This is a genomic window from Delftia lacustris (genome assembly GCF_040267515.1).
GTDB classification, from domain to species: domain Bacteria; phylum Pseudomonadota; class Gammaproteobacteria; order Burkholderiales; family Burkholderiaceae_C; genus Comamonas; species Comamonas tsuruhatensis.
This window is the reverse complement of sequence record NZ_CP141274.1, coordinates 2807833-2828058: the sequence shown is the minus strand read 5'-3', so window position 1 is coordinate 2828058 and position 20226 is coordinate 2807833. Positions and strand designations below refer to the sequence as shown.

The window sequence follows — 20226 nt, the reverse complement described above, 5'->3', positions numbered from 1 at the left end:
AACCATGATGAACAAGCCCCCTTCCGTGCGCGCCGTGACCATCCTTGACGTGGCGGCTGCGGCCCAGGTCTCCAAATCAACGGTGTCGCTGGTGCTCAAGGGCAGCCCCCTGATTCCGGCCGAGACATCGGAGCGCGTGCGTGCAGCGGCAGCGCAGCTCGGCTACGTCTACAACCGCCGCGCCGGAGAGCTGCGGCGCCAGTCGTCCAACATGGTCGGAGTCGTGATCAACGACCTGATGAACCCCTTCTTTGCCGAGGTGCTGGCGGGGCTGGAGCGCAGGCTGGCCGATGCCGGCTTCATCACGCTCATGGCCCACACCAGCGAAAGCCTGGAGCGCCAGCAAAAAGTGCTGACCACCATGCGCGAGCACAACGCGGCCGGCATTGCGCTGTGCCCGGCGCTGGACACGCCGGCCTCGCTGGCGCAGGACCTGCAGTCATGGGGCATTCCCCTGGTGGTCATGATCCGCACGCTGGGCGAGGGAAGCTACGACTTCGCAGGCGCCGACAACGCCCACGGCGTGATGGCGGCCACGCGCCACCTGCTGGCGGCCGGGCATCGCCGCATCGGTTTTCTGGGAGGGCTGGACGGCCTGATGCTGGAGCAGCGCCTGAGCGGCTGCAGGGCCGCCTTTGCCGATGCGGGCCTGGCTTTCGATGAAGACCTGGTTTTCTCCGCCAGCCCCACGCGCACGGGAGGGCATGACGCCATGCGCAGCCTGCTGGCCGCGCAGCCAGCCATCAAGGCGGCCATCTGCTACAACGATCTGGTGGCCTTTGGCGCACTGTCTGCCCTGGACGAAAACGGACTGCGCGCAGGCAAAGACTTCGCGCTCATGGGCTTCGACAACGTGTTCGATGCCGCGCATTCCCATCCCCCCCTGAGCACGGTGGACGTGCGCCCCGCCGAGCTTGGCGAACAGGCTGCCACCTTGCTGCTGGCACGCATGGCCCATCCGGGCCAGCCCCGCCAGCAGTTGTTGGCCAGGCCCAAGCTGGTGCTGCGCCAGTCAGCCTGAAGACCGCGGCGCGGTCGGAACTGGCCCGGATACCGACTGGCTCCACCGCGCTGAGCGGGATGCGCTCCAGCCTGCCGGCTTTTGATGAACCAGGCTCATGGTTTCATGAGATAAGACCACTTTACTTCATCGATTGCCGTCCATAACATCCGCACCTATTGCTTGCCCGCAGTTTTCGGCAAGGGCATGAATCAGGTCGCAGATCACAATGAACCAAGAACTCAGCTTCCATCTCAAGCGCATTCGTTTCGATGAAGACTATCAACCATCGGACAGCACGCGAATTACCACCAACTTTGCCAATCTGGCCCGTGGCGATTGCCGGCAGCAGAACCTGCGCAACACGCTGAGGATGATTGACAACCGCTTCAACGACCTGGCCCACTGGGACAATCCCACGGGAGATCGCTACTCGGTGGAGCTCGAGATCATCTCGGTCGAAATGGGAATTGGCGCCAGAAACGGCCTTGGTGCGTTTCCGTTGATTGAGATATTGAAGACCAGCATCCTCGACAAGAAGAACCACAAGCGCATAGACGGCATCGCAGGGAACAATTTCTCCTCCTACGTGCGCGACTACGATTTCAGCGTTGTGCTTGCGGAGTACAACGCCAACCGATCCGAATTCGGCACTCCCGATGATTTTGGCGACTTGCATGGGAAGCTGTTCAGGCAATTTTCCAGTTCAGGCACCTACAGGCAGCACTTCGACAAGCCGCCCGTCATCTGTATCAGCGTGTCCACCAGCAAGACCTACCAGCGCACCGGAAACCGGCACCCCATACTGGGCATCGAGTATCGGCAGAGCGAGTTCTCCTCGACCGACCGGTATTTCGAGAAGATGGGAATGCAGGTTCGCTTCTTCATGCCTCCAAATGGCGTTGCGCCACTGGCCTTCTACTTTCACGGCGACCTGCTGAACGACTATACGAATATCGAGCTGATCGGCACGATCAGCACCATGGAGACCTTCCAGAAGATTTATCGCCCCGAAATCTACAACGCGAATTCTGCAGCCGGGATGCTCTATCAACCCAGCCTGAAGAATCACGATTACTCGTCGACGCAGATTGTCTATGACCGGGAAGAGCGCAGCCAGTTGGCTGTCAAGCAGGGCAAGTTTGCAGAGCAGCACTTCATCAAGCCGTACAAGAATGTGCTTGAGCAATGGGCTGCCGATTTCGCCCTGTAGCCACCCGCCGCCATGCCTGCCATGGCACCCAATCCGTGGCGGGCCGGGAAAACCGTCCCTGAGCACGCCCGCCATACCCCTGTTTGATTTGAAGGAATTCCCAGATGTTCGAAACCTCGATCGCCGGCAGCCTGCCCAAGCCCGCCTGGCTGGCTGAAACCAACAAGCTCTGGCCCCAGTGGAAGGCCGAAGGCGATGCGCTTCGCCAGGCCAAGGCCGATGCAACCCTGCTGTGGATCAAGGCCCAGGAAGACGCAGGCCTGGACATCGTGTGCGACGGCGAGCAGTCGCGCCAGCACTTCGTGCACGGCTTCCTGGAGCAGGTCGAGGGCATCGACTTCGAGAACAAGGTGAAGATGGGCATCCGCGACAACCGCTACGACGCGATGGTGCCGCAGGTGGTGTCGGCCCTGCGCCTGAAGGGCCGCGTGCATGCCTTCGAGGCGCAACTGGCACGCGCGCACACCAGGAAGAAGCTGAAGTTCACGCTGCCCGGCCCCATGACCATCGTCGACACCGTGGCGGACCGCTTCTATGGCGACAGGGTGAAGATGGCCTTCGCCTTCGCCGAGCTGCTCAACCAGGAGGCCCTGGCGCTGCAGGCCGACGGCGTGGACATCATCCAGTTCGACGAGCCCGCCTTCAACGTCTACATGAAGGACGCCGCCGACTGGGGCGTGCAGGCGCTGGAACATGCGGCGCAGGGCCTGACCTGCACGACGGCCGTGCATATCTGCTACGGCTACGGGATCAAGGCCAATACGGACTGGAAAAGCACCCTGGGCGATGAATGGCGCCAGTACGAGACGGTGTTCCCCGCGCTGGCCAAGAGCCGCATCGACCAGGTGAGCCTGGAGTGCATCCACTCCCACGTGCCGCCCGACCTGATGAGGCTGCTGGCCGGCAAGGACGTGATGGTCGGCGTGATCGACGTGGCCAGCAACGTTGTCGAGACCCCCGAAGAGGTGGCCGACACCATCGGCCGGGCGCTGGAGTTCGTGCCGAAGGAGCGCCTGTTCCCCTGCACGAACTGCGGCCTCGCACCCATGGGCCGCGACGTGGCGTGGCGCAAGCTGCAAGCGCTGGCAGCAGGCACGCGGCTGGCAAAGGAGCGGTTGGCCGCTGCGTAAGTCGCGCCCGGCCGCCACGCCGGGCTACCCAGGGCTGCGATGGATCTGCAATGCGGCAGAACAAAAACCCCAGCGCACCCTGCATCAAAGGGCTTGTTCGTCCGGACCGGGCCAGCCCGCCAGCCATTGCTGGCTACACGTCGGCTGGTACAGCGGGCGAGCCTGAGTCAACCTGGGCCAGCCGTGCCGCCCACCATCTCCCGCACCCAGCCCGGCAGCTCGACGGCCTTCTGCCTGGGAAAGTCCACCCAGATGACGGTGCCGCCACCGGCCGCGCAGATCACGCCGGGTTCGGAGACGCGTTCCATGGTTCCCCAGGTCTCGAAGGTGGTGCGGCCGGGGTCGCTGACGTACATCTTGAGCAGCACTTCGTCGGGATAGGCCAGCTGCTGGTGGAAGTTGCAAAAAGCATTGACGATGACCGGCCCCTGCCCGCCCGGCGTAGGCGCCATGCCCGCTTCAACCATCCAGTCGATGCGGGCAGTCTCCAGATAGCGGAAGTACATGGCGTTGTTGACATGGCCCATGGCGTCCATGTCGCCCCAGCGCACTTTGAATCGCATCTCGTGAACCCATTTTTTATATTCTGGAATCTCTATGCGCATGCCTGCAGTCTCCTTGTTGTAGCGCCACCGCAAGGCACCATGCCCCGCAGCCCCCGGTCACTGTGCAGCAGGGCGGATTCCCGCGCTGTCACCTATCAGCAACGGCAGGGTCCAAGCACGTCATAGAATCCACCGCATTGCGGCTTTTGCGCTGCAACCGAACAAACGTTCGGTCTGCCGACCATCCTGTTTTTCAATATCCAAGCGAGACACCCCGATGACGAACGAAGAAATCCTGGCCCAGTACGGGCCGCGCGAAGCCATGGAATACGACGTGGTGGTGGTCGGCGGCGGCCCCGGCGGGCTGGCCACGGCCATCCGCCTCAAGCAGCTGGCGGCCGAAAAAGGCCAGGATGTCTCCGTCGTCGTGCTGGAAAAGGGGTCGGAGCCCGGTGCCCACATCCTGTCGGGCGCCATCATGGACCCGCGTGCGCTGACCGAGCTGATCCCTGACTGGAAGGAAAAGGGCGCGCCCCTGACCCAGCCCGTCACCGATGACGCCATGGTCTTACTGGGCGAGAAATCCGCCCTGCGCACGCCCAACTTCCTGCTGCCGGCCTGCTTCCAGAACCATGGCAACTACATCGTTCGCCTGGGCTACGTGGTCAAGTGGCTGGGCGAGCAGGCCGAGGCACTGGGCGTTGAAATCTTCCCGGGCTTTGCTGCCGCCGAAGTGCTCTACAACGAGGACGGTTCGGTCAAGGGCGTGGCCACCGGCAACATGGGCATCGGCAAGGACGGCGAGCCCACGGGCGAGTTCCAGCTGGGCATGGAGCTGCACGCCAAGTACACGATCTTTGCCGAAGGCTCACGCGGCCACCTGGGCAAGCAGATCATCGCCAAGTACCAGCTGGACGCCGGCAAGGACCCGCAAAGCTACGGCCTGGGCATCAAGGAGCTGTGGGAAATCGACCCGGCACGCCACAAGCCCGGCTTCGTGATGCACACGGCCGGCTGGCCCATGGACAGCAAGACCTACGGCGGCGCCTTCCTCTACCACCTGGACGACAACAAGGTCACGCTGGGCTTCATCACGGGCCTGGACTATGCCAACCCCTACCTGAGCCCCTTCGAGGAATTCCAGCGCTGGAAGACCCATCCCAACATCCGCTACTACCTGGAAGGCGACGAGTCCAAGGGCATCAAGCCGGCCAAGCGCCTGGGCTACGGCGCGCGCGCCATCACGGCCGGCGGCCTGCTGTCCCTGCCCAAGTTCGTGTTCCCGGGCGGCGCGCTCGTGGGCTGCGACGCAGGTTTCCTGAACGTCAGCCGCATCAAGGGCAGCCATGCCGCCATCAAGACCGGCATGCTGGCCGCCGAGGCCGCCTATGACGCCATCGTCGCAGGCCGCCAGGGCGACGAGCTGGGCGCCTATGTAGAGGCCTTCGAGAACAGCTGGCTGTACGAAGAGCTGAACAAGTCGCGCAACTTCAAGGCCTGGTTCAAGAAGGGCCTGACCACGGCCACGCTGATGAACGGCATCGAGCAGCTCGTGCTCAAGGGCAACATCCCCTGGACGCTGCACCGCGACAAACCCGACCACGCCTACCTGAAGCCTGCGGCCGAGTGCAAGCCCATCGACTACCCCAAGCCCGATGGCAAGCTGACCTTCGATCGCCTGTCCAGCGTCTTCATCAGCAACACCAACCACGCCGAAGACCAGCCCGCCCACCTGACGCTCAAGGACGCCTCGGTGCCCGTGGCCATCAACCTGGCCAAGTACGCAGGCCCCGAGCAGCGCTACTGCCCGGCCGGCGTCTATGAGTTCGTGGACGACACGGCCCAGGGCGGCAAGCGCCTGCAGATCAACGCCCAGAACTGCGTGCACTGCAAGACCTGCGACATCAAGGACCCCACGCAGAACATCGTCTGGGTCACGCCCGAAGGCGGCGGAGGGCCGAACTACGCGGGCATGTGATCCGCGCGCCACACCGGCCCTTCTCTGAAGCCTGCCCAAGCCTGCTTGTGCAGGCTTTTTCTTTGAGCCTCGTCAAAGCAACATCGGTGCAGAAAGCATAGAAGGCCATCCGAAATGCCATCGCACGCAATAAAAATGCACGGCAAAGCCAAAAACAGGCCCTTGAAGACGCAAACCTGCATCGCCAAACCTGTCCAAGACGCATGAAAAAGTTGCACCTAGGGCATTCCCCGCAGATTTCATGCCAATTTTTAGATACAAACCTATAGGTGAAAACCGGGTCGTCCAAACGCCAAGGCGTACAGGGCGGCTGCAGTAGACTTTGCCGCGAAGCGCCGCGACCGTCCTGTGCGGCCTTCTGCTGAGCAAACAGGAACAACCACAAGCACGTTGGAGATACACGTATGAAGCACTTGTCTTGGGCGCCCCTGGGCGCGCTGGCCCTGGCAATTTCCGCCATTGCGGGCGGCGCCCACGCCGCTGACGAGAAGTCGGTCGCAGTGACCGCCATCGTCGAGCATCCTGCACTCGACGCCGTGCGCGACGGCGTGCAGGCCGCGCTCAAGGAAGCAGGCTACGAAGCCGGCAAGAACCTCAAGTGGCAGTACCAGAGTGCCCAGGGCAACACCGGCACGGCCGCGCAGATCGCTCGCAAGTTCGTGGGCGACAAGCCTGATGCCATCGTCGCCATCGCCACGCCCTCGGCCCAGGCCGTGGTCGCCGCCACCAAGACCGTGCCCGTGGTGTTCTCCGCCGTGACCGACCCCGTGGCCGCCAAGCTGGTGCCCAGCTGGGAGCCTTCCAAGAACAACGTGACCGGCGTGTCCGACCTGCTGGCCCTGGACAAGCAGATGGAGCTGGTCAAGCAGGTCGTGCCCAACGCCAAGCGCGTGGGCATGGTCTACAACCCCGGCGAGGCCAACTCCGCCGTGGTCGTCAAGGAACTCAAGACCCTGCTGCCCAAGCTGGGCATGACCCTGGTGGAAGCCGCCGCTCCCCGCTCCGTGGACGTCAGCAGCGCTGCGCGCAGCCTGGTCGGCAAGGTCGATGTGATCTATACCAATACCGACAACAACGTGGTCTCGGCCTACGAGTCGCTGGTCAAGGTCGGCCAGGACGCCAAGATCCCGCTGGTGGCCTCGGACACCGACTCCGTCAAGCGCGGCGCCGTGGCGGCCCTGGGCATCAACTACCGCGATCTGGGCGAGCAGACCGGCCGCATGGTGGTGCGCATCCTCAAGGGCGAGAAGCCCGGCGACCTCAAGACCGAAGTCAGCACCAAGATGGAGCTGTTCGTGAATCCGGGCGCCGCCGAGAAGCAAGGCGTCAAGCTGTCCGACGCACTGGTCAAGTCGGCCGCCCAGGTGATCAAGTAATACCCGGGGTTTGCCTGCCCGGGACCAACCCGGGCAGTGCGCCCACGGTGGCAGGCGCCATGGCAACATGGCCCTGCCCTTTTTTTAAGTCGTTTTCCGTTCCCACGCGCCTGTCGCTCTTCCTATGTCCCTCTTTTCATTGCTCGGTGCCGTCGAGATCGGCCTGATCTTCAGCCTGGTGGCGCTGGGCGTCTTCATCTCGTTCAGACTGCTGCGCTTTCCCGACCTCACGGTGGACGGCAGCTTTCCGCTGGGCGGCGCCGTCTGCGCCATCCTGATTTCCACGGGCACCAATCCCTGGCTGGCCACGCTGGCCGGCACGGCCGCTGGCGCCGTCGCGGGCCTGATCACGGGCTGGCTCAATGTGCGCCTGAAGATCATGGACCTGCTGGCCTCCATCCTGATGATGATCGGCCTGTATTCGGTCAACCTGCGCATCATGGGCGGCCCCAACGTGCCGCTGATCAACGAGACCACGCTGTTCACCCTGCTGCAGCCCGACAGCGTGGCCGACTATGTGATGCGCCCGCTGATCCTGTTCGTCATCGTCGTGCTGGCCAAGCTGGGCCTGGACTGGTTCTTCGCCACCGAGCGGGGCCTGGCCATCCGCGCCACGGGCTCCAACGCCCGCATGGCCCGTTCGCAGGGCGTGAACACCGGCGCCATGATCCTGCTGGGCATGGCGATCTCCAACGGCCTGGTCGGCCTGGCCGGCGCGCTGTTCGTGCAGACCCAGGGCGGCTCGGACATTTCCATGGGCATCGGCACCATCGTCATCGGCTTGGCTGCCGTGATCGTGGGCGAGTCCATCCTGCCCTCGCGCCGCATCGTCTGGGCCACGCTGGCAGTGGTGGTGGGCGCCATCGTGTACCGCTTCTTCATTGCAGCGGCCCTCAACAGCGATTTCATCGGCCTCAAGGCCCAGGATCTGAACCTTGTCACCGCGCTGCTGGTGACCGTCGCCCTGGTGATCCCCCAACTGAAGCGCAAATTTGCGCAAAGGAAATGACACCCCCTGAGCGGCTATGCCGCTTCCCCCTCTCTACTCGCTGCGCGAGGGAGGGGAACGACGCCATCGCTGCGGGGCGGCCCTTGCTCGGCGTCCCTGAGTTTGGACCGCGTCAGTTCAAGCACCACGCCTTGAGCGACTGAACGAAGAAATACCGGAGATTGCACTCATGCTGAGCGCACAACAACTCGAAATCACCTTCAACCCCGGCACGCCCATCGAAACGCGGGCGCTGCGCGGCATGTCGCTGGACATTCCCGACGGCCAGTTCGTCACCGTCATCGGCTCCAACGGCGCCGGCAAGTCCACCTTCCTGAACGCCGTCTCGGGCGACCTGTCCGTGGACAAGGGCCGCATCGAGATCGCCGGCCAGGACATGACGCGCCTGCCCGTGTGGGCACGTTCCGAGCGCGTGGCCCGCGTCTTCCAGGACCCCATGGCGGGCACCTGCGAGGACCTGACCATCGAGGAAAACATGGCCCTGGCCCAGCGCCGCGGCACCTTCCGCCGCCTGAGCCGCGCCGTCAAGGCAGAGATGCGCGACAACTTCCGCGAACGCCTGTCCATCCTGGGCCTGGGCCTGGAAAACCGCCTGACCGACCGCATCGGCCTGCTGTCGGGCGGCCAGCGCCAGGCCGTGAGCCTGCTGATGGCGGCGCTGCAGCCTTCGCGCATCCTGCTGCTGGACGAGCACACCGCCGCGCTCGACCCGCGCACGGCCGACTTCGTGCTGCAGCTGACGGCGCGCATCGTCTCCGAGGCCAAGCTCACCACCATGATGGTCACCCACAGCATGCGCCAGGCGCTGGACGTGGGCGAGCGCACGGTGATGCTGCACCAGGGCCAGGTGGTGCTCGACGTCAGCGGCGAGGAACGCGCCCGCATGGACGTGCCCGACCTGCTGCACATGTTCGAGAAAGTGCGCGGCGAAAAGCTGGCAGACGACGCGCTGCTGCTGGGCTGAACGCCCCGCACTCCAGGAAACAAGGGGCGCTGCGGCGCCCTTTGTTCATGGGATGGCTACGGGCTGGCTAAACCCACACATCGTTCAACGCCGTCCTCTCGCCGCCTTCCTCCCCGGTGTTCAGCACACCGCGCGGCTCGATCAGCATGAGGCGGGCTTCCCGCTCGGCGCTGGGCCTGTGCTCCGTGCCTTTGGGGACCACGTAGAGCTCGCCCTGGCGCAGCAGCACATGGCCATCACGGAAGTCGATGCGCAGCTCGCCGTCCAGCACCAGGAAGGCTTCATCCGTTTCGGCATGCGAGTGCCAGATGAACTCGCCCTGCACGCGCACGATCTTGAACTGGTAGTCGTTCATCTCGGCGACGACGCGGGGGCTCCACTGGCCGGTGAAGCGGCTGAATTTGTCGGGGAAGTTGATGGCCTCGTAGGGGCGGTTTTCAACGGGGAACGTCATGGGCAGACCTTATGAAAGCGTGTGAAGCCTCTATGCTAGGAAGCGCCTTCCCTGCGGTCTTGCACGATCGTGCAGCTCAGGCCGCGCCCAGGCGCCTGAGCCAGCGTGCGGGCGGCACGCCATAGGCCATGGCGAACTGGCGTGCCATGTGGCTCTGGTCGAAGAACCCGGCCTGCAGGGCAGCCTCGGCCACGGGCTGCCCCGCCAGCAGTAGGCGCCGCACGGTGTCCAGCCGGCGCATGCTCAGGTAGCGGTAGGGGCTGGTGCCGTAGAGCGCGCGGAAATCCCGGCACAGCCGCCAGCGGTCCAGGCCGCTGGCCTGGGACAGCGCCTCCAGGGTTACGCCCTGCTCCAGCGAATCATGGATGCAGGCGCGTGCCCGCTCCACGGCCACCAGGTCCGGCAGACGCCTGAGCTTGCGCCGCCCGGCCACGGCCTCCAGGGCCAGCGCCAGGTCGTAGAGGGAATCGTCGCGTGCCAGCGGCTCAAGGTCCTCGCCCAGGCATTGCAGCAAGGGCAGCAGCGCAGCCTTGAGCCGGGGATCAGCCGAAAGTCCTCCCTCGACGAAAGGCAAGGGCCTGCCGCCCAGCATCTGCTGGATCAGGGCCGGCTCCACATAGACCATGCGGTAGCGAAAGCCCGCGTCGGTGCCCGCGTGGCCGTCATGCAATTCATCGGGATGCAGCACCATGGCACCGCCCGGCAGGCTGTGCCGCTGGCTGCGGCGGTAGGCAAAGCTCTGCACGCCGGACAGCGTCAGGCCCAGCGCGTAGGTGTCGTGCCTGTGGGGCGCGTAGCCGTGCCCGCCGAAGTAGGCCTCGATGCGCTCCAGGCCTGCGCCCAGCAGCGAATGCCGGACCCAGTCGCTGGAGATGCTCGTTTCTGCCATGTGGGTTGGTGGTGAGGGGTGTGCAAAGCAGCCGCAGATGGTAACTGCGGGCCAGTGACCTCAAGGCGAGCAGGCAGGCTGCTCCGCGCCCGGCACGGACTGGATTGCCGGTGCGCGGCGCATGGCCGCCGACACCACCCACCCCAGCAGCGCGATCAGCGCGGCACCCCATTCGGCCTGCTGCAGCCCCCGGGCCGTGGCCTCGCGCAGCGCATCGGGCGCCGTGATGCCGGCCAGCGGCGCCGTGGCCACCATCACCAGCAAGGCCAGCCCCATTGCTGCGCCCACCTGCTGGGCCGTGGCCGCAATGCCCGAGGCCACGCCCTGCTGCGCAGCCACCACGCCCTGGCCGGCCACCACCCACATGGCGGTCCAGCACGCGCCCTGGCCCAGGCTGAGCACCACGAAGCCGGGCACCAGCCAGACATAGCTGCCACCCAGCGGCAGCGCCCAGGCCATGTAGGCCAGGCCGAGGGTGCCTGCGGCCCAGCCGCCCATGAGCACGGTGCGCGGCGTGGAGCGGTGCAGCCAGTGTTCGGCCCAGCGGATGCCCAGCGTGCAGACCGCCGTGGGCAGCAGGAAGGCCAGGCCGGCCTGCAGCGGGCTCCAGCCGTAGATCTGCTGGAAGTACAGCGCCAGAAAGTAGTACTGCACGCCAAAGCTGCTCATGAAGATCATGGTCAGCAGCATGGCCGAGCGCAGGCTGGGCACGCGCAGCAGGGACAGCGGCATCAGCGGCGAGGCGATGCGGGCCTCGATGCGCCAGAACAGCGCCAACGCCGCGATCGCCACGGCCAGCGTCCCCAGCGTGGCGGCGCTGGCAAAGCCCCATTCAGGGCCTTGCACCAGAGCCGTCACCAGCAGGCTGCTGCCCACGGTCACGCTCAGGCAACCGGCCAGATCAAAGCCCTGGCCCGGTGCGGCACGCCCGGTACGGGCCGAGGGCGGCAGAAAGCGCAGCGCCGCCATGGCACACGGCCAGGCCACGGGCACCAGCACCCACAGCACCCAGTTCCAGCCCAGCGCCTGCGTGAGCACGCCGCCCAGCAGCGCGCCGGCCGCCAGCCCGCCGGCCGACGCCATGCTCCACACGGCCAGGGCGCGGTTGCGCTCGGGCCCGGCCGCATACAAGGTATTGATCAGCGACAGCGTGGCCGGAAACAGCAACGCCCCTGCCACGCCCTGCCCTGCGCGGCCCAGCACCAGTTGCCAGGGCTGGGAGGCGAAGCCGCCGGCCAGCGAGGCCAGGCCGAACAGCGCCATCCCCGCCACATACATGCGCCGCTTGCCCAGCAGGTCCGCACAGCGCCCGCCCAGCAGCAGGCAGCCGCCAAAGGCCACGCTGTAGGCACTGACCACCCATTGCAGGTGGTGCGCATCCATCTGCAGCTGCTGGCCCATGGCGTCGAGCGCGACGAAGACGATGGTGGCATCCAGCGCAATCAGCAACTGGGACAGGGACAGCAGCGCCAGCGCGGCGCGCGGGTGGCGCAGGGCGCCAGCGGGGGAGTCGTTCACAAGCATGGGAGCGATCCTAATTAATGCATTTCTGAAGATAAACATCAGATATTCATTTTTCTTATGCAAAATCGAATCAATCAAACTTGCCATCGCCATGGACCTCAACGCCGTTCAATTGCTCATCAAGGTGGCCGAAAGCCGCAGCTTCACCCAGGCGGCAAGCCTGCTGGGCACCAGCCAGTCCCGCATATCGCGCGCCGTGGCGCAGCTGGAGAAAGACCTGGGCACGCGGCTGCTGCACCGCAATACGCGCAGCGTGTCGCTCACGCCAGACGGCTGCGCGCTGGTGGACCGCTGCGCCCCGCTGATCGCCGGGCTGGAGGAGGCGCGCCAGCTGGTCAGCGACCGGCGCTGCGCGCCCAGCGGCGTGCTGCGCATGACGGCGCCGTCCATGCTGGGCCGCATCGTGCTGGTGCCGCTGCTGGGGCAGTTGCTGCGCGAGCATCCGCAATTGCAGATCGACACCAGCTTCACCGACCGCATGGTGGACATGGTGGAAGAAGGCTTTGACGCGGCCGTGCGCATCGGCCCGCTGGCAGACAGCCGCATGATCGCCCGCGCCCTGCCGCCGCTGCGCTGGGTGACCGTGGCCTCGCCCGCCTACCTGGCGGCGCGCGGCACGCCGCAGACGCTGCAGGAGCTGGCACAGCACAGCTGCATGGCCGTCTACAACCACTACCTGGGCCGGCGCGTGCCCTGGCAGTTCCTGGCGGGCAATGGCGAGATGCTGGACTGGCCTGCGCCGCAGACCGTGACCTTCGACAGCGGCGACCCGCTGGTGGAAGGCTCGCTGGGCGGCCTGGGCGTGGCCCAGGTCATGGAGTTCGCGGTGCGCGAGCACCTGCAGGCGGGCAGGCTGGTGCGGCTGCTGCCCCAGCACGAAGGCCGCGCCCGCGAGCTGTCCCTGGTCTACCCGCGCACGCGCCAGGCTTCGCCGCGCATCAAGGCACTGGCACAACTGCTGCTGGCGCAGACACAGTGGTGAGGCGGCAGCGGCCAGCCGAGCTGGCGTGGCGCCGCACACACAGTGGGTGCTGATTCAGATCGGCTTATGCGGGTGAAGGGAGATTAAACTGCTGCCTTTCCACGATGGCTGCGTTCTCGGACAATCACGCCTTTTCGTGGTGCATGCACCTTGATGGGGCCGCGACAGCGCGGCTCTTTTGTTTTTACCTGTTTTGCATTCCTGCCCCCGCGCCGGCCAGCGGCCACGCGGGATCTGATCCAACCATCGACACATCCATGGCAGCAGACAACTCCAAGAACGCCGCTCCCACCGCACTCAGGCGCGAACTCAAGGCGCGGCATCTGTCCATGATCGCCATCGGCGGCTCCATCGGCACCGGCCTCTTCGTTGCCTCGGGCGCCACCATCTCGCAGGCCGGCCCCGGCGGCGCCCTGCTGGCCTACATGATCGTGGGCCTGATGGTCTACTTCCTCATGACCAGCCTCGGCGAAATGGCCGCGAACCTGCCCGTCTCGGGCTCGTTCGCCACCTACGGCGCGCGCTATGTGGACGAAGGCTTCGGCTTCGCGCTGGGCTGGAACTACTGGTACAACTGGGCCGTCACCATTGCCGTGGACCTGGTGGCCGCCCAGCTGGTCATGGCCTACTGGTTCCCCGACGGCAACGGCATGCTGTGGAGCGCCCTGTTCCTGGCCATCATGTTCGGCCTCAACGCCATCTCGGTCAAAGGCTTCGGCGAGGCCGAGTACTGGTTCGCCGCCATCAAGGTGACCACTGTCATCCTCTTCATCGGCGTGGGCGTGCTCATGATCCTGGGCATCGTGCGGGGCGGCGCGCCTGAAGGCATCTGGGGCAACTTTGCCCTGTGGAGCCAGGGCGATGCGCCCTTTGCAGGCGGTTTCTCGGCGCTGATCGGCGTGGCCATGATCGTGGGCTTTTCCTTCCAGGGCACGGAGCTGATCGGCATTGCCGCTGGCGAATCCGAGAACCCCGCCAAGAACGTGCCCCGCGCCGTGCGCCAGGTGTTCTGGCGCATTTTGCTGTTCTACGTCCTGGCCATCCTGGTCATCAGCCTGCTGATCCCCTACACCGATCCGCAACTGCTCAAGAACGACCTGGGCGACATCAGCGTCAGCCCCTTCACCCTGGTCTTCGAGCGCGCGGGCCTGCTGTCGGCCGCCGCCGTGATGAACGCCGTGGTGCTGACCTCGGTGCTGTCGGCCGGCAACTCCGGCATGTACGCCTCCACGCGCATGCTCTACACGCTGGCCTGCCAGCGCATGGCGCCGCGCATGTTCTCGTACGTCAACAAGCGCGGCGTGCCCACGATGGCCCTGCTGGCCACCACGGTCGTGGCTGCGCTGTGCTTTCTGACCAACATCTTCAGCCCCCAGCTGGTCTACATCTGGCTGCTGAATCTGTCGGGCATGACGGGCTTCATCGCCTGGCTGGGCATCGCCATCAGCCACTACCGCTTCCGCAAGGGCTACGAGGCCCAGGGCCTGGACCTGAACCGGCTGCCCTACCGTGCATCGTGGTTCCCGTTCGGCCCCATATTCGCCTTCGTGCTGTGCATGGTGATCACGCTGGGCCAGAACTACGAGGCCTTCATGGCAGACCGCATCGACTGGACCGGCGTGGTCGCCACCTATATCGGCCTGCCGCTGTTCCTGCTGATCTGGGGCGGCTACCGCCTGGTCAAGGGCACGCACATCGTGAAGTACAAGGACATGCAGCTGGGCTCCAACGTCGATTGACGCCCCGCCCGGTCCCCATGAAAACAGCCCGCAGATGCGGGCTGTCGTCTTTCAGGCATCGGCCGACCACACGGCCAGCTCGTAGCCATCCGGATCGGTGAAGTGGAACCTGCGCCCCCCCGGGAACGCGAACACCGCGCGGCTGATCACGGCACCGGCCGCCTGCACGCGGCGCTGCGCCTCGGCCAGATCGTCGGCGTAGAGGATGACCAGCGGGCCGCCGGGCCGCACCTCCTCGCCCGTGGTGAAGCCGCCCGTCAGCCGGCCGTCGCTGAACTCGGTGTAGCTCGGCCCGTAGTCGGTGAAGGTCCAGCCGAAGGCCTCGCCGTAGAACGCCTTGCTGCGTGCGATGTCGGCCACGTTGAATTCGATGTTGTCGATCTGGTGGTTGTTGCCCCTGATGCCCATGTGATGCTCCATTGAATGTCGGTAGGCCGCCATCATCGGCCACGCAGGGGCATGGCATCTTGAACAAAACGGCCAGCCGGGCCGCTCAATCCAGCAGTTGCTGCAGGGCAGCGCGGGGCGTGATGCCGCACAGCGCCCTCACCTCGCGCGACAGATGCGCCTGGTCCGCATAGCCGGCCTCCGCCGCCAGGGCCGCAAGACCTGCCTGCCGGTCAGACCGTGCCAGGGCCAGCAGGCGCTGAAAGCGCAGCACGCGCTCCAACGTCTTGGGGCCGTAGCCAAACTGCGCGTGGCACAGGCGGCGCAGGCTGCGCTCGGACATGTCCAGCTGCGCGCGCATGGCGGCCAGCACACCGGATTCGTCCCGCCCGGCTGCAGCCGCCACACCGAACAGCTGCATGGCCTGCCGGTCGGGCTCCGGGGCGTCGCGGCCCATTTGCACCAGTCCATGGATGAACACGGCCTGCCCTGCGCCCGGCTGCGCATCGTTGAAGCGATGCAACCACTCCCGCGCGCGCGGCCCCAGCAGATCGCCCAGTTCCACCGCCTGCCCCACGATCTCGTCCATGGGCAGGCCCAGCCAGGCGCTGGCCGCACCGGGGCCGAAGCGCGCCCCCCATACCTCGGACCCCGGCACGAGCGCAGGCCGCGCAGCCACCCTGTCAGGCCCCACGGCCAGCAGCCGCCCGCCTTTGCAGACGATGTCCACGCAGCCATCGGGCACCACGAGAAAACCGCCGGCATAGTCCGGGGCCACGGTGCTGCTCCACAGGCACTGGAAGTGCGGCTGCAGGGCGGGCGGCGGGGAGTGTTCGCGGTAGGGAGCGGGCGGCGGCGCCTGGCCAGAAGGCATGGACTTCAGACCCCCAGCGGCAGGTCCGCCTTCTTCAGCGTGCGCAGCACAAAGCTGGACTGGCTGTGGCGTATGCCCTTGATCTTGTAGAGCTTCTCGCGCAGCAGGCGCTCGTAGTCGCGCGTGTCCTTGACGACGACGCGCAGCAGGTAGTCGTACTCGCCCGAGACCAGGTGCGCCTCCACCACCTCGGGAATGGTCGCCAGCATCTCGCCGAATTTCTCCAGCGTGTTGTCCGAATGGCTGTCCAGCGTGACCTGCACCAGCACCGTATCGCCCAGGCCCAGCGCCAGCGGGTTCAGGCGCACGGTATAGCCCTCGATCACCCCCGCCTCTTCCAGCTTCTTGATGCGTGCCCAGCAGGGCGAGGCGCTCAGGCCCACGGCCGCGCCGATTTCCTGCAGGCTGGCGCGCGCGTTGGCCTGCAGGGCGGAAAGAATCTTTCTGTCGAGGATGTCCATGGCCGGCAATCTACTGCAAAACAGGCAGGTGCAGAATAATTTTCTGTAGCAACGCCTGTTTTGAAGAAATAAAGCAGCATTTTCTGAGGCCAAACGCGCACACTTGTCTGCATGGGAGCACGCTTACCGGCGCAGCAAAACCATTCACCCAGCCCCGCCGACTACCGCCAGCGCCCGGATGCGTGATCCCCTCAGGAACCCGTTACAGGCCGCCCCGCTTATCCGCAGTGGGGCGGCCTGTTGCATTGGGGCACCCGGCAGGCATCCGCAGACACCCGGCAGCGCTTTCCCGCAACGGCGGCCGGTGCACAATGCCTCCCGCAAACGTGCACGACATGCACTGACCCTGACGTCGGGCATGCATGGGCGCTCGCCACATCAACCAATCGGCCCCTTGATCCACACCCAAGACAATCCCACCGAAGGCCGCCGGAGGCACTGGCCAACGGATTCTGCAATGCGATGGCTGGCGCAAGCCCTGGCAGCCGCAGCGCTTCTGGCACTGCTCACCCGCTTGCTGCCCAACCCCCAGGCAGCCCAGGGCATCGCGGTCTTTCCCGGCAGGAGCATGGCGCCGGCCGCCATGCTGCTTTACGCGTACATGGGCTCGGCCCTGGCCATCACGCTGATGAGCCTGATCCTGTGGTGCTGGCTCAGGGAAAGGCTCTACATTCTTTGCGCCGCGCTCCTGGCAGCCGGTTTTGCCTACGCTGCTTTCCGTTACCGGCCCGAAGGCCTGTGGCTGCCCGGCGCCGACCAGCCCCAGCATGCGCTGTCCATCGCCTACTGCAGCTTCTGTGTGGTGGCGACGGTGTTTTTCAGCCAATTGTTCGAGTTCCGCCGCCATTGGATCTGGGCTGCGCACCTCTTCAGCGTGGTGGCCTGGCTGAATGCCATCGCACTGGGCATGGCACTGTTGGGTGGCTATGCGCAGATCTCGCGTGCCGTGGTGTTCACGGCCCTGGTGTCCACATCGTTCGGTGCGGTCTTCGTGCTGTACCTGCTGGTGGTTCGAAGGCAGTGGCAATACCTGCCGGGCGCGCTGGCGTTTGCCGTGCCATCCGCCCTGGGCATCCTGAACCTGCTGAGAACCCAGGGCCTGCTGCCCGATGTCGCTCTGCCATCGGCCCAGATGCTGTGGTTTGCCGGGCGTGTTTCCGAGGCCATCCTGCTGGGAATGGCGGTGACCAACCGCACGCGGGTGGCGGAGCGCGCCCTGCGCAGTGAGCGGATGCAGGCCCTGTCACGCGCCCAGGCGGCCGAGCGCGAGCTGGAGTCCAAGGTCCTGCAGCGCACCGCACAGCTGCAAACGGCCCAGCAGGCCCTGCAGACGGCCTTGCACAGCGAGCGGGAGATGCGGCTGGAGCAGCGCCAGTTCTTCAACATGATCAACCACGAGTTCCGCACCCCGCTCACCATCGTGGACGGCGCCGCGACCGAGCTGCAGACGTTCCCGACGACGGATGCGGACTCCCTCATCGAGCAGGCGTCCCAGATACGCAGGGCTTCGCGCCGGCTGATGACCCTGGTGGACACCTGCCTGATCAACGACCGGCTGGACGCGGGCGCGTTCCGGCTGCAACTGGAGCAGACGCCATTGGATGAACTCCTGGAGGAGTCTGCAGAGCTCGTCGGCTGGTCCCGGCGGCATCGCCTGAAACTGGATCTGGAACAAGGCCCGCAGCAATGGCAATGCGACCCTGTCCTGGTGCGCATCGCCATCTCCAACCTTGTCGGCAACGCCATCAAATATGCCAAGGCGGGCGACATCACCCTGGCCGCCCGCTGCGATGCGTCCGGTGACCTGCTGATTTCCGTCAGCGACCAGGGACCGGGCCTTGCGCCCGAAGCGGCAAGACAGGTTTTCGAGCCCTATGAACGCGCAAGCGCCACCCGGCACGTCAACGGGCATGGCCTGGGCCTGTCCGTGGTCAGGCGCATCGCCAGGCTGCACGCAGGCGACGCGTTCTTCCAGCCGGCTGCCGGAGGCGGGGCCTGCTTTGTCATCCGGCTGGGCCGGCTCCCGCCCGGCACGGCAGATGCCTGCCAGGAATGTCCGCCAGCGGCAAGGCCGGCCGCCGTGCCGCCGGGCATGCCCGCCTGACGCGGGCAAGGCCGGGGCCTTTGCCCCTGAAGCAGTGCGTGCTCGTGGCGCTCATGGGGCCGCCGCTGCACGGGCCGTCCCGCCCTGCACCACCAGCAGCACGCCACCCAGGATCAAGGCCACGCCGGCCAGGCGCGTCGCATTGACCGGCCGTGCGCCCAGGCCCATCAGGCCGAAGTGGTCCACCAGCACCGAGACCACGATCTGCCCCGCCACCACGCAAACCAGGAAGCCGCCTGCGCCCAGCTTGGGTGTAACGGCCGCCGCACTGGCCACATAGATGGCACCCAGCACGCCGCCTATCCATAGCCACCATGGCCCCGCTGCCGCCTGGGCCATGGCCGGAGCGGGCGCGCGCAGCACCCACAGTGCAGGCACCACGACCATGACGCTCACGGCCAGCGAGACCAGCGCGCCCCACAGCGGGTGGCCCAGCAGACGGCCCACCAGAGCATTGCTGGCGGCCTGGAATGGCAGGATGGCCCCCGCCAGCAGCGCCAGGGCCACGGGAGCAAGGGCGGTGAATGTGCTTTTACCTGTCATGCGGCAAGACCTTTCTTCTTCTGTCAATCGATGCCTGCATGCTCTCGCATCCAGCACGTTGATGGAAATCGTTTGTGTGCACGGTCTATATTCATGGCATGGATGAACTGCGCCGTATCGACCTCAACCTGCTGCTGGCCCTGCACGCCCTGCTGGCCGAAAAACATGTGACGCGTGCGGCCCTGCGTCTGCACAAGAGCCAGCCGGCCATGAGCCATTCGCTGGCGCAGCTGCGCGAACATCTGGGCGACCCGTTGCTGGTGCGGCGCGGCGGCCGCATGGCGCTGACGGCACGCGCACAAGGCCTGGTGCAACCGCTGGCGGATGCGCTGGGCAGCCTCAACGGCTTGCTGGCACAGGCGGAGTTCGACCCGGCCCACGCACGCGGACGGCTGCGGCTGGCGCTGTCGGACTACGCATCGCGCATCGTGCTCCCGCCGCTGATGCGGCATCTGCGCCAGCACGCACCCGGGCTGGACCTGGCCATCAGCCAGTCCACGCGCGAGGTGATGCTGGCCCAGCTGGCCGATGGCGAACTGGACCTGGCCCTGGGGCCCTTCCCCGACGCACCCGACCTGCCCGAAGGCATCGAGGTGCAGGATCTGTTCCAGGAACAGTTCGTGAGCGTGGCCGACCAGGCCGTGCTGCCGGCACGCGGCGGGCTGTCACTGCCGGACTGGCTGCAGCGCCCGCACGTCATGCTGGCCATGCGGCCCGACGCCAGCGAGGAGATCGAACGGGCGCTGGCCGCCCAAGGCCTGAGCCGCCGCGTGGTGCTGGCCCTGCCCCACTGGAGCGCGGCGCTGGAGGTGCTGGCAGGCACCGACCTCGTGCTGACCGTGGGCAGCCGCGCCATTGGTGACCTGCGCCGCCACAAAACGCTGCGCCGTTTCGCTCCGCCGCTGGAGCTGCCCGAGTTCGCCTACCAGCAGGCCTGGCATGTGCGCAAGCAGGGGGATGCCATGCATCGGTGGCTGCGCAACTCGATGGCGCAGTGCTGTGCTGCGCAGGGGCAAACACAGGAGTGAGAGCAGGAGCAAGTGCAGGAGTAAGC

General features: G+C 66.0%; 19 protein-coding genes. 11 read left to right on the top strand and 8 right to left on the bottom strand.

Annotated elements, in window-relative coordinates; translation table 11 throughout:
* Positions 1-4 precede the first annotated feature (4 nt).
* From U6958_RS14275 to U6958_RS14265, 3 genes are all read left to right on the top strand, one after another.
* A complete protein-coding gene (locus U6958_RS14275; RefSeq protein ID WP_016446309.1) occupies positions 5-1021 on the top strand; it encodes a LacI family DNA-binding transcriptional regulator in 1017 nt (338 codons plus the stop codon).
* Positions 1022-1229: 208 nt separating this feature from the next.
* Positions 1230-2213, top strand: coding sequence for a DUF1852 domain-containing protein (locus U6958_RS14270; RefSeq protein ID WP_016451520.1), 984 nt, complete (start codon positions 1230-1232; stop codon positions 2211-2213).
* A 104-nt stretch (positions 2214-2317) separates the two neighbouring features.
* A complete protein-coding gene (locus U6958_RS14265) occupies positions 2318-3343 on the top strand; it encodes a methionine synthase (RefSeq protein ID WP_074922937.1) in 1026 nt (341 codons plus the stop codon).
* Between the two features lie 167 nt (positions 3344-3510).
* Here the strand turns inward: U6958_RS14265 and U6958_RS14260 are convergent, their stop codons facing one another.
* Positions 3511-3948: a thioesterase family protein gene (locus tag U6958_RS14260; RefSeq protein WP_016446312.1), complete on the bottom strand. Its 438-nt coding sequence runs from the start codon at positions 3946-3948 to the stop codon at positions 3511-3513.
* 217 nt (positions 3949-4165) lie between these two features.
* Between U6958_RS14260 and U6958_RS14255 the strand changes: the two genes are divergently transcribed.
* The 4 genes from U6958_RS14255 (at position 4166) to U6958_RS14240 (ending at position 9215) form a co-directional block, all read left to right on the top strand.
* Entirely contained in the window at positions 4166-5866 is a 1701-nt protein-coding gene (locus U6958_RS14255; protein WP_074922936.1) for an electron transfer flavoprotein-ubiquinone oxidoreductase, read from the top strand.
* 404 nt (positions 5867-6270) lie between these two features.
* Complete coding sequence (locus U6958_RS14250) at positions 6271-7242, top strand: ABC transporter substrate-binding protein (RefSeq protein WP_016446314.1); 972 nt, start codon at positions 6271-6273, stop codon at positions 7240-7242.
* A gap of 124 nt (positions 7243-7366) precedes the next feature.
* Positions 7367-8251, top strand: a complete 885-nt coding sequence (locus U6958_RS14245; protein WP_016446315.1) for an ABC transporter permease — start codon at positions 7367-7369, stop codon at positions 8249-8251.
* Between the two features lie 169 nt (positions 8252-8420).
* Positions 8421-9215: an ABC transporter ATP-binding protein gene (locus U6958_RS14240; protein WP_012206116.1), complete on the top strand. Its 795-nt coding sequence runs from the start codon at positions 8421-8423 to the stop codon at positions 9213-9215.
* A gap of 67 nt (positions 9216-9282) precedes the next feature.
* Here U6958_RS14240 and U6958_RS14235 read toward each other — a convergent pair whose 3' ends face one another.
* The 3 genes from U6958_RS14235 to U6958_RS14225 form a co-directional block, all read right to left on the bottom strand.
* Complete coding sequence (locus tag U6958_RS14235; RefSeq protein ID WP_074922935.1) at positions 9283-9669, bottom strand: cupin domain-containing protein; 387 nt, start codon at positions 9667-9669, stop codon at positions 9283-9285.
* A gap of 76 nt (positions 9670-9745) precedes the next feature.
* Positions 9746-10558: an AraC family transcriptional regulator gene (locus U6958_RS14230; RefSeq protein ID WP_016446318.1), complete on the bottom strand. Its 813-nt coding sequence runs from the start codon at positions 10556-10558 to the stop codon at positions 9746-9748.
* Between the two features lie 60 nt (positions 10559-10618).
* Positions 10619-12082 (bottom strand): MFS transporter, encoded by a 1464-nt coding sequence (locus U6958_RS14225; protein ID WP_074922934.1) that lies wholly within the window; start codon positions 12080-12082, stop codon positions 10619-10621.
* A 91-nt stretch (positions 12083-12173) separates the two neighbouring features.
* On the opposite strand from U6958_RS14225, the gene U6958_RS14220 reads away from it, so the two are divergent.
* A complete protein-coding gene (locus U6958_RS14220) occupies positions 12174-13064 on the top strand; it encodes a LysR family transcriptional regulator (protein ID WP_016446320.1) in 891 nt (296 codons plus the stop codon).
* A gap of 257 nt (positions 13065-13321) precedes the next feature.
* Positions 13322-14803: an amino acid permease gene (locus tag U6958_RS14215; RefSeq protein WP_047216913.1), complete on the top strand. Its 1482-nt coding sequence runs from the start codon at positions 13322-13324 to the stop codon at positions 14801-14803.
* Between the two features lie 51 nt (positions 14804-14854).
* Here U6958_RS14215 and U6958_RS14210 read toward each other — a convergent pair whose 3' ends face one another.
* The 3 genes from U6958_RS14210 to U6958_RS14200 form a co-directional block, all read right to left on the bottom strand.
* Positions 14855-15211: a VOC family protein gene (locus U6958_RS14210; RefSeq protein ID WP_074922933.1), complete on the bottom strand. Its 357-nt coding sequence runs from the start codon at positions 15209-15211 to the stop codon at positions 14855-14857.
* A gap of 85 nt (positions 15212-15296) precedes the next feature.
* Positions 15297-16064: a helix-turn-helix domain-containing protein gene (locus tag U6958_RS14205; RefSeq protein ID WP_074922932.1), complete on the bottom strand. Its 768-nt coding sequence runs from the start codon at positions 16062-16064 to the stop codon at positions 15297-15299.
* A gap of 5 nt (positions 16065-16069) precedes the next feature.
* Entirely contained in the window at positions 16070-16525 is a 456-nt protein-coding gene (locus U6958_RS14200) for an Lrp/AsnC family transcriptional regulator (protein ID WP_012206124.1), read from the bottom strand.
* A 457-nt stretch (positions 16526-16982) separates the two neighbouring features.
* On the opposite strand from U6958_RS14200, the gene U6958_RS14195 reads away from it, so the two are divergent.
* Complete coding sequence (locus U6958_RS14195) at positions 16983-18629, top strand: sensor histidine kinase (RefSeq protein ID WP_074922931.1); 1647 nt, start codon at positions 16983-16985, stop codon at positions 18627-18629.
* 51 nt (positions 18630-18680) lie between these two features.
* On the opposite strand, the gene U6958_RS14190 is transcribed toward U6958_RS14195, so the two are convergent.
* Positions 18681-19172 carry a DMT family transporter gene (locus tag U6958_RS14190; RefSeq protein ID WP_016446326.1) on the bottom strand — a complete coding sequence of 164 codons (492 nt, stop codon included), beginning with the start codon at positions 19170-19172 and terminating at the stop codon, positions 18681-18683.
* 98 nt (positions 19173-19270) lie between these two features.
* On the opposite strand from U6958_RS14190, the gene U6958_RS14185 reads away from it, so the two are divergent.
* The gene (locus U6958_RS14185) at positions 19271-20200 is read left to right on the top strand and encodes a LysR family transcriptional regulator (RefSeq protein WP_034366154.1); all 930 of its coding nucleotides are present in this window, start codon (positions 19271-19273) and stop codon (positions 20198-20200) included.
* Positions 20201-20226 lie beyond the last annotated feature (26 nt).